Raw genomic sequence first — 14907 nt, 5'->3', positions numbered from 1 at the left:
TGCGTCCGCAGGCCGGTACGAAGTTAGTAAACAAACACTGTAAGGCGACTACCGTCATTGCGCACAGCGAACACGCGGTCCGCCGATTGCGACGACCGGTTCAGCGTCGCCAGCACGAGGTCATCCGAAGCAATGGCCGAGCGCAGCGTCTGTCCAAGGCCCGTCTGCTGCAGGGCAGCGGCCAGCCAGGAACGCAGCTCGGGGCAGATCGCAACCTTCTGGACATCGACCGATCGCGCCCGGCGCCAGGACCCATCGATCCGCGTGGCCTGGATCAGGCGCTCCAGCTCGTTGCTCGACACGCCCTGGCACATCACGCCGGCGCCGCTGCTGCTCCCGGCCGCAACCGAGCCACCGGGGATCACGACACCCCCGCCACCGCCGCCGGAGCCGCCTCCACTGCCGCCGTTGCCACCGTTACCACCATTGCCACCGGTGCCGCCATTCCCGCCACCGCCGGTGCCGCCACCAATGCCGATATCGACATCCACCAGGTCATCGCCGCCGATACCGACACCAACGCGCGCCGTGCTGTTGAGCAGGTCCACATTGGCATCCAGCCCGCCGGACTCCGAGCCCACCGTGGCACGCGCCAGATCACCATTGCCGACATTGAGATCGAGGACCTGGTTGTCTCCACCGAGGCCGAGATTGACCAGACCCTGCTCGCCCGCGTCACCCGATCCTAAAGTGATGAGAGCGGCGTCGTCGGGACCGCCAAGAATACCCAGCAGGGACTGGGCCTGCGCTGGCGCCGAGGCGCCAGCAATGAAAGCAGCGACCAATGTCGCCGAAATCATCAGCTTCATAGTTCTTCTCCTTCAGCGACTAAATGTCGCAGAGGAGACACGATTGACGACAAGTAATAGTTCCTGACACGGAACATTGCCTGTTGCCATGGAATACGGCTAGTAAACTTCACGCCGGAAGTTTTAGTATTAAAGAACTCAAGTTTTATATTACAATCGACAAAAAATAAGGGCGCGAAACCGAAGTTCCGCGCCCCTCCGGGGCAGCCTCAAAGGAGCGTCAGCCTTTGCGGCCAGCCACCGATCGATGGACGGAGGCTCTGTTGGCGATCCGTCGGGTTGGGTCCGGGTTGTCCAAGTCGCCCGGTTCGCCTCATCAACTCACGGCACGCCGACCGGTTCCCGAAAACGCGCAGCGCGAGAAATTTGTGATTGTCGTCGGCACTTTGGACGCCGGATCAGACTTTAGGCATCGAATGGGGCCTGCAGCGCCTGGATGGCCTTGATCGCCGCCGAGGCCCGGTTCTCGACACCAAGCTTGGCGTACACCTGCTCGAGATGCTTGTTCACCGTGCGGGGAGACAGGCCCAGGATGTCCCCGATATCGCGGTTCGACTTGCCGCGGGCAATCCACAGCAGCACATCGCTTTCGCGTGCCGTAAGGCCAAAATGCTGCCGCAGCACGCCTTCCTGCCCATCCTCCAGCGCCGGGGAGAGGCGGAAGAGATATTCGTCTCCGCCCACGAGCCCCAGAAAGGCGAATTGCAGCCTGGGCGCAGAAGCTAGGTCCAGGTCGAAGCCGCCGCCCGGCGCGAGCGCGTCCCCCGCACTTTGCTTCCAGGCGACGAATTGCCGGGACATCACCGGCTGCTCCCCCGCATCGATGCCCGCCCTGTCCAGCAGACGGTTAGCCTGCGGTGTCGACCACAGCACTAACCCCTCCGGTCCAAAGGCCACGAGGTGTCGCCCTGCCGCGTCGAGGGCAATTCGCGCACTTTGCGCCCGCCGCGCATTGGCCAGATGCACGCGGATTCTGGCGCGCAGCTCGTCGACATTGATGGGCTTTGAAAGATAGTCCACGCCGCCGCTTTCGAGCGCATGCACGATATGCTCGGTCTCGGTCAGCCCGGTCATGAAGATGATCGGCACATGGGTGAGCGCGGCCAGCGCCTTCATGCGGCGGCAGGTCTCGAACCCGTCGAGCCCCGGCATGACCGCATCCATAAGCACCACATCGGGGGTCACTCGGCCGACAATCCCCAGCGCCGCCTCGCCCGAGCGGGCCACCAGCACGGTCACGCCGGCCTGTTCCAGCGCGGTGGTGAGAAAGCCCAATGACTCGGGCGAGTCATCGACCAGCAGAACGATATCCTGCTCTTTCTCAATCCGGCTCATTGCCCACCCGTTCCAGCGTTTCGGCAAAGCCGTCGAAGTCGAAATCCTGCATGTGCCGGCGCAGCGCATCCACCAGCGGCTGGTTCGCCGGATCGGCGGCGAGTTCATTGAGTTTCGCGTCGATCCCGCGCACGTGACCGATTTGCCCGAGCTCTGCCAGATCGCGCAAGGGCCCGACGCCCGGAGAGCGCATTTTTCCCGGCCGCGGCGAAGGTGCGTCGTCCGCCACAAAGGTCCATTCGAGCTGCAGATGTGTGCTCAGCTTGTCGATCAATTGGTTGAGGTCGAAGGGCTTGGCCAGTGTGTCGCTATGACCGGCATCGGCTCCAACAGGATTGGCCCCGTCCCCGATATTGGCCGACAGCATGATGACCGGCGCGGCGACAGCGCGCTCGCGCAGAGCCTGCACCAACTCCCAACCGCTCATTCCGGGCATTCGGATATCGATGAAGAACAGATCGGGCTCAGCCAGGAGAGCCTGAGCTCCGTCGCCCCCTCCCCCTTGAGGGGAGGGTTGGGCTGGGGGTCCATCGGTGACTCCCAAAGCAGCCAAACACGCCTCGCCGCTCTCCGCCGTCAGCACCGTGAACCCCAGCGGCCCGAGCATCTCGCGCATCAGTTCGCGATGGTCGGCATTGTCGTCGACTACCAGGATCGTCCGCCGCTTCCCCTCGTATCCAGTTACCTGTCGCGCCGGGGCGACGCGCTTAGTCGGCCGCTCCACCTTGGCGAGCATCAGCCGCGCCTGGAACCGCGTTCCCACCCCGACCGTGCTCGATACGGTGATTTCTCCGCCCAGCGTTTCCGTCAGCAGCTTGGTGATTGTCAGGCCCAGCCCGAGCCCCGGCGTAAAGCGGTTGCGCTCCGCCTCGCCACGCACGAAGGGCTCGAAGATATGCTCGAGGTCCTCAGCCGAAATACCGCTGCCCGTGTCCTCCACCGTAAAACTCGCAACCTGCATGCGGTAGCCAACCTCAAAGCTCACATGCCCGGTGCTGGTGAACTTGATGGCATTGGAGAGGAGATTGACGAGGATTTGTCGCAGCCGCTTTTCGTCGGTGCGCACGTGGCTCGGCAATGATGGCGAGCGGACATGCCGGAATTCCAGCCCCTTGGCCGCCGCCTGCAGGCGGAACATGTCGACGATTTGGTCGAGAAAATCCTGGATGTTGATTTCATTCGTATAGACCTGCAGCCGGCCCGCCTCGATCTTGGAAATATCCAGGAGCCCATCGATCAGCCCCGACAGGTGTTCCGCGCTACGGCGAATGACCTGCGCCGAGCCGCGTCGGTTTTCCGGCAGTTGCGCGTCGCGTTCGAGGATCTGGGCATAGCCCATCACGGCATTGAGCGGCGTGCGCAATTCGTGGCTGAGGCCCACGACATAGCGCGACTTGGCCTGGTTTGCGGCCTCGGCCTTTTCTTTGGCGCGCTGCAACTCGGCGTCGGTGCGCGAATGCGCGTCGATTTCCTTGAGCAGCAGCGTGTTCTGCCGCGAACTCTCCTCCTCGGCCACAAGCCGGCTGTCATGCGCGAGCACGATGAACCAGGTCATCACCCCCGCCGCCACGGCCAGCACGAAGAACACGACCAGCAGCGTCCCGCCGACGACATCGGCCGTATGCGGGGCGGAGTGACTGGCAAAATAGTAGATCAGCCCCAGCATGCCCCCGAGCATGGCCAGCGCCGAAGCCATGGCGATGCCGAAGCGGCCCAGCCGCGACTGCAGTTTTTCGATTGCCCAGCCCGGCAGCACGGTCGCCGCCACCGCATGGGTCTGCGCGCGGAAATGCGCATGCGGCTTGCACATGTCATGGCAGCGCGCATCGAGCGAACAGCAGAGCGAACAGATTGGCGCTGCATAGGCCGGGCACCAGGCCATGTCTTCGGGCTCGAACGGGTGCTCGCAGATCGAGCAGGTCACCGAGGACTGGCTCGCCCACGACTTCCGCGGCTTGCGCGCCAGATAGTATTTGCCGCCCGTCGCCCAGGCGATGGCGGGCGAGGCAATGAAGCACACTAGCAGCGCGATATAGGGCGCCAGAGCCGACGCGGTTTCCCCAAAGGCGCCGAAATGCGCGGTGAGGGCAACGGTCGCCGAAATCAGCATCGATCCGACACCGACCGGATTGACGTCGTAAAGATGGGCGCGCTTGAACTCGATGCCCGGCGGCGCCAGGCCCAGCGGCTTGTTGATGAAAAGGTCGGCGGAGATCGAGCAGAGCCATGCCATGGCGATGATCGAGAAGATGCCCAGCGTCTCTTCCAGCAGCCTATAGATGCCCATTTCCATGAGCAGCAGCGCGATGGCCACGTTGAACAGCAGCCACACCACGCGGCCCGGATGGCTGTGCGTCAGCCGCGAGAAGAAGTTGGACCACGCCAGCGAGCCGGCATAGGCATTCATGACGTTGATCTTGAGCTGGCTGACCACCACGAACACGGCCATAAGCATCAGCGCGACGAATTCGTTGGGGATCATGTAGCCGAAGGCGACGGCATACATGTAGCCCGGCTCCGAGGCGTGCTCCGGCGCCACGCCGGCCGAGAGCGCAAGAAACGCGAGGAACGAGCCGGCGATCAGTTTCGGCGCTCCCACGACGACCCAGCCTGCCCCAGCGAGGAAAATACCGACCCGGTGCCGCCATTTCGGCGCACCCTCGGCCGGCAGGAAACGGAGGAAGTCCACCTGCTCGCCGATCTGCGTCATCAGCGCCAGGATCACCGCCGAGGCTGCGCCGAATTTGGCCAGTTCGAACGGCGCGATCGTGCCCGCCGCGCCCTCCGGCTGCCCCAGGCCCGCAAAAGCCCGCCACAGCTCGAACTTCTCCCAATCCATGAAGGCGATGAAGAAGAAGGGCAGGATATTGAGCACGATCCAGATCGGCTGAGTCAGCATCTGAAACGACGAAATCATCCTGATGCCGTGGGTCACCAGCGGAATGACGGCCACCGCCGAAATGATATAGCCGATCCAAAGCGGCAGTCCGAAAGCCAGCTCCAGCGCGCTCGCCATGATCGAGGCTTCGATGGCGAAGAGGATGAAGGTAAAGCTGGCATAGATCAGCGACGTCACCGTCGAGCCGATATAGCCAAAGCTCGCCCCGCGCGTCAGCAGATCCACGTCCACGCCATGCCGCGTCGCATATCGCGAGATCGGCACCCCGACGAGCAGGATGGCAACCGAGGCGACCAGGATGGCGATCAGCGCATTGCTGGTGCCATAGCTGAGGGTGGTGGCACCGCCGATGGCTTCGAGCGCCAGAAACGAAATTGCCCCGATTGCCGTCTGCGAGATTCGGTCATTGGAGAAGCGCCGTGCCGACTTGGCGGTGAAGCGCAGCGCATAGTCTTCCAGCGTCTGGTTGGCCACCCAGCGATTGTAGTCGCGTCTGATCGGAATGATCCGTTGCCGTGCCATTTCGCCTAGACCTTAACCACCCGGACCTGTTGCCCAAAAAATCGCCAATACCTGAATAGCATGGATTTCGCGAAAATCACGCGGTTTTTCAGGGAGTTCAGGCGCTCTGCGGAATCCAGATGACAGCCGGTTACGTCAATCGACGTATAGGGCGAACGTTAAGCTCTGTCCCAGTGTGCTCACAGACGCCTCCCTAACGGTGTCTTCGGGGCTCAACAGTCTAGAGGGACAAACACAATGAACATTCGCAGCGCCCAGCGCGCTCTGCTCGCGGCAACGCTCGCCGGCAGCGTCAGCCTGTCGGCCTTTCCGGCCGTGGCACAGGACGAGACCATCAAGGTCGGCATTCTCCACTCGCTTTCGGGCACGATGGCGATTTCCGAAACCACGCTCAAGGACACCATGCTGTTCCTGATCGAGCAGCAGAATGCCAAGGGCGGCGTGCTCGGCAAGCAGCTCGAACCCGTCGTGGTCGATATTGCCTCGGACTGGCCGCTGGCCGCCGAACTCGCCCGCCAGTTGATCGAAGTCGACCAGGTCGACGCCGTGTTCGGCTGCTGGACCTCGGTCTGCCGCAAGTCGGTGCTGCCGGTGTTCGAAGAACTCAACTCGCTGCTCTTCTACCCCGTCCAGTACGAGGGTGAGGAATCCCAGCGCAATGTGTTCTATACCGGCGCATCGCCCAACCAGCAGGCCATCCCGGCCGTCGACTACCTGATGAGCGAAGACGGTGGCTCGGTCGAGCGCTGGGTCCTTGCCGGCACCGACTATGTCTATCCCCAGACCACCAACAAGATCCTCGAGCAATACCTGCTCGACAACGGTGTGGCCGCCGAAGACATCATGATCAACTACACGCCCTTCGGTCATTCCGATTGGCAGACCATCGTCTCCGACATCAAGGCCTTCGGTTCGGAAGGCAAGAAGACCGCCGTGGTCTCGACCATCAATGGCGACGCCAACGTCCCCTTCTACCGCGAACTGGGCAACCAGGGCGTCGCTGCCGAGGACATCCCGGTCGTCGCCTTCTCGGTGGGCGAGGAAGAGCTTTCCGGCTTCGACACCACCCCGCTGGTCGGTCACCTCGCTGCCTGGAACTACTTCATGTCGGTCGAAACGCCTGAGAACGAAGAGTTCATCGCCGCATGGCAGGACTTCATCGGTTCGGAAGACCGCGTCACCAATGACCCGATGGAAGCCCACCTGATCGGCTTCAACCTCTGGGTTGCCGCTGTCGAAAAGGCCGGCACCACCGATGCCGATGCCGTCATCGACGCCATTGTCGGCCTCGAGACCCCGAACCTGACCGGTGGCATCGCCAAGATGCTCCCCAACCACCACGTCACCAAGCCGGTGCTGATCGGCGAAATCCAGGACGACGGCCAGTTCTTCGTGGTCTGGGAAACCGACGACGTGGTTCCCGGCGACGCCTGGTCCGACTTCCTGCCCGAGAGCGCCATGCTCGAGGCCGATTGGACCGCCCCGATCAACTGCGGCAACTACAACACCGAGACCAAGACCTGCGGCGGCACCGCAGCCGCGCAGTAAGGCGAGGCTCACCCCCACCCAACCTCCCCCTGCAAAGGGGGAGGAGCTGGGCCGGTGGTCGACCACAGACCTTCCGTCACACACGATCTACCCCTCCCCCTTCTTCAGGGGGAGGTCGGGTGGGGGTCACAGTGACCTTCTCCGAATTCCCCTAAGCGACAAGGACTTCCCAAGCGATGCTGACTCATTTTCTCCGCCTGGCGCTGCTCACCTTGTCGCTCCTGCTGCCAATGCAGACGGTCCACTCCCAGGACACTGTCGACATCCCCGCCGGCATCGCTGCCATGGGCGAAGCCAGCCTGCGCGAACTCGGCGATATCGTCACCAGCCTGGCCGGCACCGGCGACCCAGCCGTCGTGCCCGTGCTGACCGCCCTCGGCGACGGCAATCTCTATGTCGACGAAACCTCTGGCACCGTGGTCATCCAGCGTGGCTCCACCCATCTCGATCCGCTGACCGGCGAAGAGATCACGCTCGGCGCCGATGCCGATCTCTCACGCATTCGCGTCAACAATGGTCTGCGGCGCGATATCGACGCTGCCCTCGCCGGCATGACGCTGATGAGCGACAATCCCGGGACGCGCCTCACTGCCGCCAATGGCTTCCTCGCCAATCCCGACCCGGCCAATATCCCGCTGCTCGACGAAGCCATTGCGGTCGAGACGGACGCCAATGTGCTCAAGGCCATGCAGGCCGCCCGCGCCGTCACCGTTCTGGGCGACGCCGAGCAGAGCCTCGAAGATCGCCAGGCCGCGGTCCCCGTGGTCGCGTCGGGCGCCGGCCGCAATGCCATCACCATTCTCAACGCCGCGCGCGCCGATGCGCCGGAGGAACTGGCCGCCAGCATTGCCGCCGCCATTTCGGGCCTCGAGCAGGAACGCGCCGTCTGGGGTGCGCTGCAGAATGTCTGGTTCGGCGTCTCGCTCGGCTCGGTGCTGCTGCTGGCAGCCATCGGCCTCGCCATTACCTTCGGCGTCATGGGTGTCATCAACATGGCCCATGGCGAAATGGTCATGCTCGGTGCCTACACGACCTTCATCGTCCAACTCGTCATCCGCCAGAATTTCCCTGGTCTGCTCGACTATTCGCTGCTGATCGCCCTGCCCTGCGCTTTTCTCGTCACCGGCGCCATCGGCGTCGGCATCGAGCGCGGCATCATCCGCTGGCTCTATGGCCGTCCGCTCGAAACCCTCCTTGCCACCTGGGGCCTGTCGCTGATCCTGCAGCAGACCGTGCGCTCCATCTTCGGACCGACCAACCAGATGGTCATCGCTCCGACCTGGATGTCCGGCTCGACCGAATTCCTCGGTCTTTCAATCACCTACAACCGCTTCTGGATCGTCATCTTCGCCCTTGTCGTGTTCGCCCTGCTGCTGCTGATCCTCAATCGGACACCGCTGGGCCTCCAGATGCGCGCTGTCACCCAGAACCGGCGCATGGCCTCCGCCATGGGTATCCGCACCCCCTTTGTCGATGCCATGACCTTCGGCCTCGGCTCCGGCATTGCCGGCCTCGCCGGCGTCGCGCTGACGCAGATCGACAACATCTCCCCCAATCTCGGGCAGAACTACATCATCGACAGCTTCATGGTCGTGGTCTTCGGCGGCGTCGGCAATCTCTGGGGCACGCTGGTCGGCGCCCTTTCACTCGGCATCGCCAACAAGTTCCTCGAACCCTATGCCGGCGCGGTCCTCGGGAAGATCCTCATCCTCGTCCTCATCATCCTCTTCATCCAGCGCCGCCCGCGAGGCCTCTTCGCCCTCAAGGGAAGGGCGGTGGAGCAATGATGATGGTGCAAGGCCCCCTCACCCGGATTGCTGCGCAATCCGACCTCTCCCCCCAGGGAGAGGTGTCGCTCCGCGACATCGGCCCTCTTCACCTCTCACTCTGGGGGAGAGGTCGGCGCGCAGCGCCGGGTGAGGGGGCCTTTCTGAAAGGTAAAAAATCATGCTGACCCAAGCCCTGTTCCGCGCGCTCGACAAGAAAGCCGTCTGGGTCATCGGCATTTTCCTTGCCGTCGCCGTGCTCGTGCCCATGGCCAACCTGCTGATCCCCGCGGGCCAGTTCGGCCATGTGCCCACTTACATGGTCTCGCTCATGGGCAAGTATCTGAGCTACGCCATCCTGGCTTTGGCGCTCGATCTGGTCTGGGGCTATTGCGGCATTCTCTCGCTCGGCCACGGCGCCTTCTTCGCACTCGGCGGCTATGCCATGGGCATGTATCTCATGCGCCAGATCGGCACCCGTGGCGTCTATGGTCATCCCGTCCTGCCCGACTTCATGGTCTTCCTCAACTGGAAGGAGCTGCCCTGGTACTGGTTCGGCTTCGACAATTTCTGGTTCGCCATGGCCATGGTGGTGTCCGTGCCGGGCCTCTTGGCCTTTGTCTTCGGCTTCTTCGCCTTCCGCAGCCGCGTCACCGGCGTTTATCTCTCGATCATCACCCAGGCGATGACTTTCGCCCTCCTGCTCGCCTTTTTCCGCAACGACATGGGCTTTGGCGGCAATAACGGCCTGACCGATTTCAAGGACATCTTGGGCAGCCCGGTGCAGGCGCAGTCGACCCGCGCCGCCCTTTTTGCCGCAACGGCCATCGCGCTCGCCCTCTCGGTGCTCATCTGCTCGCTGATCGTCAATTCCAAGCTCGGCAAGGTCATGGTGGCCGTCCGCGACGCCGAAAGCCGCACGCGGTTCCTGGGCTACCCCGTTGAATATGTGAAGCTCTTCGCTTTCACGGTGTCCGCCGTCATGGCCGGCATTGCCGGCGCCCTTTATGTGCCGCAGGTCGGCATCATCAATCCCAGCGAGTTCGAGCCCGGCAATTCCATCGAGGTGGTCATCTGGGCGGCCGTGGGCGGGCGCGGCACCCTGATCGGTCCGATCATCGGCGCCATCGTGGTCAATCTGGGCAAATCCTGGTTCACCACCACCTTGCCCGATTTCTGGCTCTTCGCCCTGGGCACCCTCTTCATCTTCACCACGCTCTTCCTGCCGCGTGGCATTGTCGGGCTCTGGTCGCAGGTGGTGGGTTCGCGTCGCACCCGGCGGGTCAGCGATGCAGCGCCGCCCGCCGCCCCGACCCCGGTCCAGTCAGCCGACATCGAGCGCGGCGAAGATCCCGCCAGCTTCGGCAATGGCACCCAAGCGAAGCCCGCGGAGTAAACGCCATGAGCACAGCCACCGATACCATGCTCTATCTCGACGGCGTTTCCGTCGCTTTCGACGGGTTCAAGGCCATCAACAACCTGTCGATCATCGTCAAGCCGGCCGAAATGCTGGCCATTATCGGCCCCAATGGCGCGGGCAAGACCACGATGATGGACATCATCACCGGCAAGACCAGCCCCGATGCCGGCCAGGTCCTGTTTGACGGTCGCACAGACCTGACCAGGCTCGACGAGGCCGCCATCGCCAATCTCGGTATCGGCCGCAAATTCCAGAAGCCCACCGTCTTTGAGAGCCACACCGTGTGGGACAATCTCGAAATGGCGCTGAAAAAGCCGCGCGGCATTTTCGCGACGCTGTTCTACACGGCCAGCGACGCCGACATCGCCCGCATCAGCGAAATCCTCGAAACCGTGCGCCTCATCGCCCGCAAGGATGAACTCGCCGCCAATCTCAGCCATGGCCAGAAACAATGGCTCGAAATCGGCATGCTGCTGGCGCAGGACCCAAAACTTCTGCTGGTCGACGAGCCGGTTGCCGGCATGACCGACAGCGAAACCGAGGAAACGGCCAAGCTGCTGCGCGAAATCGCCACGACCCGCTCAGTCGTCGTCGTGGAGCACGACATGAGCTTCGTCCGGGATCTCGGCTCCCGGGTCGTTTGCCTGGCCGAGGGCTCGGTCCTTGCCGAAGGCACGCTGGACCAGGTCAGCGCCAATCCTGTCGTCATCGAGCGATACTTGGGACGATGAAGCACAAAACAAGAACATATGCTTGCAATACGTCTGCAGGACTGAGTACGCTTCTCCCGATGAGCTTGAGGGAGATCACCATGCATATATTGGCTTTATTGGGCGCCATCGTTGCTGGCGCGGGTATTTGGTATTGGCGTTTTCGGCAGGCCCGCGACATTGGCGGAGAGATATTTGACGCAGTCGGCACCGTGCGTGGAGTCTACAAGCGGCACCATTTCCGCAAGAAGGCCGAGGGGTCTGTCCTCAACAGCGTTGACGATCCGGCTCTTGCAGCAGCGATCTTCCTCTTCGCCCTCGCAAACGAGGCTGATCGGTCTGATCCGGCGGCGGAACAGAAAATCCGTCGGCAGCTTGAGGCCATCGTCCCCGCTGGCAAGCTGGACGAAGTCCTCGCCTATGCCGCCTGGGCCGCCCGGAGCGTCATTGATCCGCAGGACTGCGTCCGTCGCTTCAAGACGCTCTGGCGTGATCGCCTCGACGCCACCGAGCGCGACGATCTCGTAGCAATGGCGAAATCCGTTGCCGCCGCGACCCCCAGCCCCCGTCCTACGCAGGCTCTCGCCATCGAGGCATTGCGGACTGCTTTGGACCCGGAGAACCGACGACCATGACCACAGCACTTTCCGTCGACACCATAGACCTGCACTATGGCGCCGCCCAGGCGCTCAAGGGTATCTCGATTACATGCCAGCCCGGCCGCATCACCGCCGTGCTCGGCCGCAATGGCGTGGGTAAGTCCTCCACCCTGCGCGCCATCACCGGTATCAATCATGTCTCGGCCGGCAGCATCACCTTCGGCGACGGCGCGCTCAAGCGCACACCGCCTTATAAGCGCGCCCGCATGGGCATCGGTTATGTGCCGCAGGGACGGGAGATTTTCCCGCTGCTCACGGTCAAGGAGAACCTCGAGACCGGCTATGCCGGCCTCAAGCGGTCGGAGCGCAACATTCCGGAATATATATTCGAGCTGTTTCCGGTGCTCAAATCCATGCTGGGCCGCCGGGGCGGCGATCTCTCGGGCGGCCAGCAGCAACAGCTCGCGATCGGGCGTGCGCTGGTCACCCGACCCAAGGTCCTGGTCCTCGACGAACCCACAGAGGGCATCCAGCCTTCGATCATCAAGGATATCGGCCGCGCCCTGCAATTCCTGCGCGATGAAAAAGGGATGACTATACTTCTGGTCGAGCAGTATCTCGATTTCTGCCGCGAAATCGCCGACGACATCTATGTCATGGACCGAGGTGAAATCATGCATTCTGGCCCGGCCAGCGACCTGGACCTGCCCGGCGTCCGTCGGCACCTGATGGTATAGGCACAAAAAAGCGCCTGGCCGAAGCCAGGCGCCTTTGGAGATGTAACTGATCCGATTACTCGAGCCAGGTACCAGCCTCACAGTCTTCGAGGGTGATCACGTCGAAGTTGAGGAGGGATTCACCGGTGTCGACAGTGCTGTCGCCCGAGGATTCCTCGGCGTCGCCGTCATCATCACCGGCATCGGCATCAGCCGGAGCAGTTTCGGTGGTGGTGGCGGTTTCAGCGGTGCTTTCGGTGCCGGTGCTGGCAGCAGTCTGAAGTTCAACGCAGCGAGCCTTCACGGCTTCCACGTCGGCCTCGAGAACGGTCTGCGTGCCGATCATCATGTCCTGGGCGAACACGGGAGCAGCGACAAGGCCGGCGGCGAGAGCGACGACGGAAAGTGCGGACTTGATGGTCATCTGAATAACCTCTTGAAAATCTTCTCTGAAAGAGCGTTTGCTCTCCCTCAAAACGACGAACCCGCAGGATCGTTGCAGTGAATTTTTCGTCAAATACAATTTTGTCGACTCCTGTACTGCAACGCGCGCGCGGCGTGGGACGGATTACTGCCTCGCAGGCCGGTGGCAAAACGCGTCTCGCCACCCTGTTTCAGGAGGGCTGCGGCAAGATCAGGCTGCCCAATACGCATGCCAGCAGCCTCGAAGCCGTGCTCATCAACACTGCTGGCGGCATCACTGGCGGCGATCATCTGCAATGGGGCGCGACCGTCGCCCCCGGCGGACACCTGGTCCTCACCACCCAGGCCTGCGAGCGCAGCTATCGCTCCACCGGCGATTTCGGACGCGTGCACACACATCTTGAGGTAGGCGCAGGCGCCCATCTCGACTGGCTGCCGCAGGAGACCATTCTCTTTGCTGCCAGCAAGCTCGATCGCACGCTAGAGGCCGATCTTGAGGACGGCGCCACGCTGACCGCAATCGAGTCCGTCATTCTGGGCCGCGATGCCATGGGCGAGGACGCGGCCGACGCACTGCTGCGCGACGCCTGGCGCATTCGCCGCAATGGCCGCCTCATCCATGCCGAAGCCACCCGCCTCGACGCCACATCAGCCGAGCGCGCGAGCCCCTCGCTGCTGTCAGGCAACCGCGCCTTTGCCAGCATCCTCCATGTTGCGGCGACATCGGATACGGCCGAGGCCCTGTGCGCGCGCCTGCGCACCCTCATGCCGGGCACCGCGCCGATTGCCGCCAGCGCCAATGGCGAACGCGTCGTCATCCGCGCCATGGCCCCGACCGGGCTTGCCTTGCGGCGCCTCATCGTACCAGTGTTGATCGAACTGACCGGCGCCGGCAGCCTGCCGCGCCTGTGGCATCTCTAGGACCTCCCCATGAATCTTACCCCGCGCGAAAAAGACAAGCTGCTGATCTCGATGGCCGCCATGGTTGCCCGGCGCCGCCTCGAACGCGGCGTCAAGCTCAACCACCCGGAAGCCATCGCGCTGATTACCGACTTCGTCGTCGAGGGTGCCCGCGACGGCCGCGCCGTCTCCGAACTCATGGAGGCCGGTGCCCATGTCGTCACCCGCGACCAGGTGATGGAGGGCATTGCCGAAATGATCCACGACATTCAGGTCGAAGCCACTTTCCCGGACGGCACCAAGCTGGTCACCGTCCACCAGCCTATCCGATAGTGAGGACGACTATGCTCAAGCGCTTTGCTCTCACCCTGGCGATCACCATGGCGGCCACCATGCCCGCCTTCGCCCATCTCGACCCCGCCGAGCATGGCTCCTTTGCCGCCGGATTCAGCCATCCGCTCTTCGGTCTCGATCATATCCTGGCCATGGTGGCCGTCGGCCTCTGGGCCGCGACCCAGGGTGGCCGCGCCATCTGGATCGTGCCCGCCGCTTTCGTCGGCACCATGGCCCTGGGCTTTGCCGCCGCCATCTTCGGCATGCCGCTGCCCTTCGTCGAGCCGCTGATCCTCGCCTCGGTTATCTTCATCGGCATCGCCATTGCCCTGGCCCTGCCCATCCCCACCGCGGCGGTTGCGGCCCTGGTCGGCTTCTTTGCCTTCTTCCACGGCCATGCCCATGGCGGAGAACTGGGTGAGGCCGGTGCCTGGCAGTTTGCCCTTGGCTTCATTATCGCAACGGCCGTGCTCCATGCCGTCGGCATCGCGCTTGGTCTCGGCCTCGGCCGCTTCGGCGGCAAGGCACTGGCCCGCATCGTCGGTGGCCTGACAGCCCTGGGCGGCGTCTATCTGGCCATTGGCGGCTGAGGAGGCATCATGATCCCCGGAGAAGTCCTGCCCGCCAGTGGCAATATCGAACTCAACGCCGGCGCGCCGCAGATCACCATCGAGGTGGCCAATGCCGGCGACCGTCCAATCCAGGTCGGCTCGCACTACCATTTCTTCGAGACCAATGCCGGCCTGCGCTTTGATCGCGAGCAGACGCGTGGCATGCGGCTCGACATCGCCGCCGGTACTGCCGTGCGCTTCGAGCCGGGACAAACCCGCGAAGTCCGCCTGGTCCCCATATCGGGAGCGCGCCGCGTCTTCGGTTTCCGCCAACTGGTCATGGGAGATCTCTGAACAGCCACCGGGATTTCGCGCC

14 protein-coding genes are annotated in these 14907 nt (G+C 63.3%); 10 read left to right on the top strand and 4 right to left on the bottom strand.

What is annotated here, in order from left to right; all coding sequences use genetic code 11:
• Nucleotides 1-23: 23 nt before the first annotated feature.
• From JEQ47_RS03125 to JEQ47_RS03115, 3 genes are all read right to left on the bottom strand, one after another.
• Complete coding sequence (locus JEQ47_RS03125; protein WP_198874933.1) at nt 24-809, bottom strand: hypothetical protein; 786 nt, start codon at nt 807-809, stop codon at nt 24-26.
• Nucleotides 810-1214: 405 nt separating this feature from the next.
• The gene (locus JEQ47_RS03120; RefSeq protein ID WP_198874932.1) at nt 1215-2144 is read right to left on the bottom strand and encodes a response regulator transcription factor; all 930 of its coding nucleotides are present in this window, start codon (nt 2142-2144) and stop codon (nt 1215-1217) included.
• Nucleotides 2131-5565 (bottom strand): hybrid sensor histidine kinase/response regulator, encoded by a 3435-nt coding sequence (locus JEQ47_RS03115; RefSeq protein ID WP_198874931.1) that lies wholly within the window; start codon nt 5563-5565, stop codon nt 2131-2133. The genes JEQ47_RS03120 and JEQ47_RS03115 overlap by 14 nt, the downstream gene beginning before the upstream one ends.
• A 237-nt stretch (nt 5566-5802) precedes the next feature.
• Here JEQ47_RS03115 and urtA point away from each other — a divergent pair, with 237 nt between their 5' ends.
• The 6 genes from urtA to urtE all read left to right on the top strand — a co-directional run bounded on the left by urtA (nt 5803) and on the right by urtE (nt 12345).
• Nucleotides 5803-7113 (top strand): urea ABC transporter substrate-binding protein, encoded by a 1311-nt coding sequence (gene urtA, locus JEQ47_RS03110; RefSeq protein ID WP_198874930.1) that lies wholly within the window; start codon nt 5803-5805, stop codon nt 7111-7113.
• A 176-nt stretch (nt 7114-7289) separates the two neighbouring features.
• Complete coding sequence (urtB, locus tag JEQ47_RS03105) at nt 7290-8900, top strand: urea ABC transporter permease subunit UrtB (protein ID WP_198874929.1); 1611 nt, start codon at nt 7290-7292, stop codon at nt 8898-8900.
• A 160-nt stretch (nt 8901-9060) separates the two neighbouring features.
• Nucleotides 9061-10275 carry an urea ABC transporter permease subunit UrtC gene (urtC, locus tag JEQ47_RS03100; RefSeq protein ID WP_198874928.1) on the top strand — a complete coding sequence of 405 codons (1215 nt, stop codon included), beginning with the start codon at nt 9061-9063 and terminating at the stop codon, nt 10273-10275.
• 5 nt (nt 10276-10280) lie between these two features.
• The gene (gene urtD, locus JEQ47_RS03095; RefSeq protein WP_198874927.1) at nt 10281-11030 is read left to right on the top strand and encodes an urea ABC transporter ATP-binding protein UrtD; all 750 of its coding nucleotides are present in this window, start codon (nt 10281-10283) and stop codon (nt 11028-11030) included.
• A gap of 80 nt (nt 11031-11110) precedes the next feature.
• Nucleotides 11111-11644: a hypothetical protein gene (locus JEQ47_RS03090; protein ID WP_198874926.1), complete on the top strand. Its 534-nt coding sequence runs from the start codon at nt 11111-11113 to the stop codon at nt 11642-11644.
• Complete coding sequence (gene urtE / locus JEQ47_RS03085) at nt 11641-12345, top strand: urea ABC transporter ATP-binding subunit UrtE (protein WP_198874925.1); 705 nt, start codon at nt 11641-11643, stop codon at nt 12343-12345. Before JEQ47_RS03090 ends, urtE begins: the two co-directional genes overlap by 4 nt.
• 55 nt (nt 12346-12400) lie before the next feature.
• Here urtE and JEQ47_RS03080 read toward each other — a convergent pair whose 3' ends face one another.
• On the bottom strand, nt 12401-12748 hold the full coding sequence (locus JEQ47_RS03080; RefSeq protein WP_198874924.1) for a hypothetical protein: 348 nt from the start codon (nt 12746-12748) through the stop codon (nt 12401-12403).
• A gap of 134 nt (nt 12749-12882) precedes the next feature.
• On the opposite strand from JEQ47_RS03080, the gene JEQ47_RS03075 reads away from it, so the two are divergent.
• Genes JEQ47_RS03075 through JEQ47_RS03060 form a run of 4 tightly spaced genes read left to right on the top strand, consistent with a single transcriptional unit; the run spans nt 12883 to nt 14885 of the window.
• On the top strand, nt 12883-13668 hold the full coding sequence (locus tag JEQ47_RS03075) for an urease accessory protein UreD (protein WP_328768031.1): 786 nt from the start codon (nt 12883-12885) through the stop codon (nt 13666-13668).
• A gap of 9 nt (nt 13669-13677) precedes the next feature.
• Entirely contained in the window at nt 13678-13980 is a 303-nt protein-coding gene (locus JEQ47_RS03070) for an urease subunit gamma (protein ID WP_198874923.1), read from the top strand.
• Nucleotides 13981-13991: 11 nt separating this feature from the next.
• Nucleotides 13992-14570, top strand: coding sequence for a HupE/UreJ family protein (locus JEQ47_RS03065; RefSeq protein ID WP_198874922.1), 579 nt, complete (start codon nt 13992-13994; stop codon nt 14568-14570).
• Between the two features lie 9 nt (nt 14571-14579).
• Complete coding sequence (locus JEQ47_RS03060) at nt 14580-14885, top strand: urease subunit beta (protein WP_198874921.1); 306 nt, start codon at nt 14580-14582, stop codon at nt 14883-14885.
• The last annotated feature ends 22 nt before the right edge of the window (nt 14886-14907 follow it).

It is taken from the genome of Devosia sediminis (assembly GCF_016411825.1).
In the GTDB taxonomy this organism is placed as follows: domain Bacteria; phylum Pseudomonadota; class Alphaproteobacteria; order Rhizobiales; family Devosiaceae; genus Devosia; species Devosia sediminis.
Note: the sequence above shows the minus strand (reverse complement) of the source record. Positions and strands in the feature narration are given on the sequence as shown.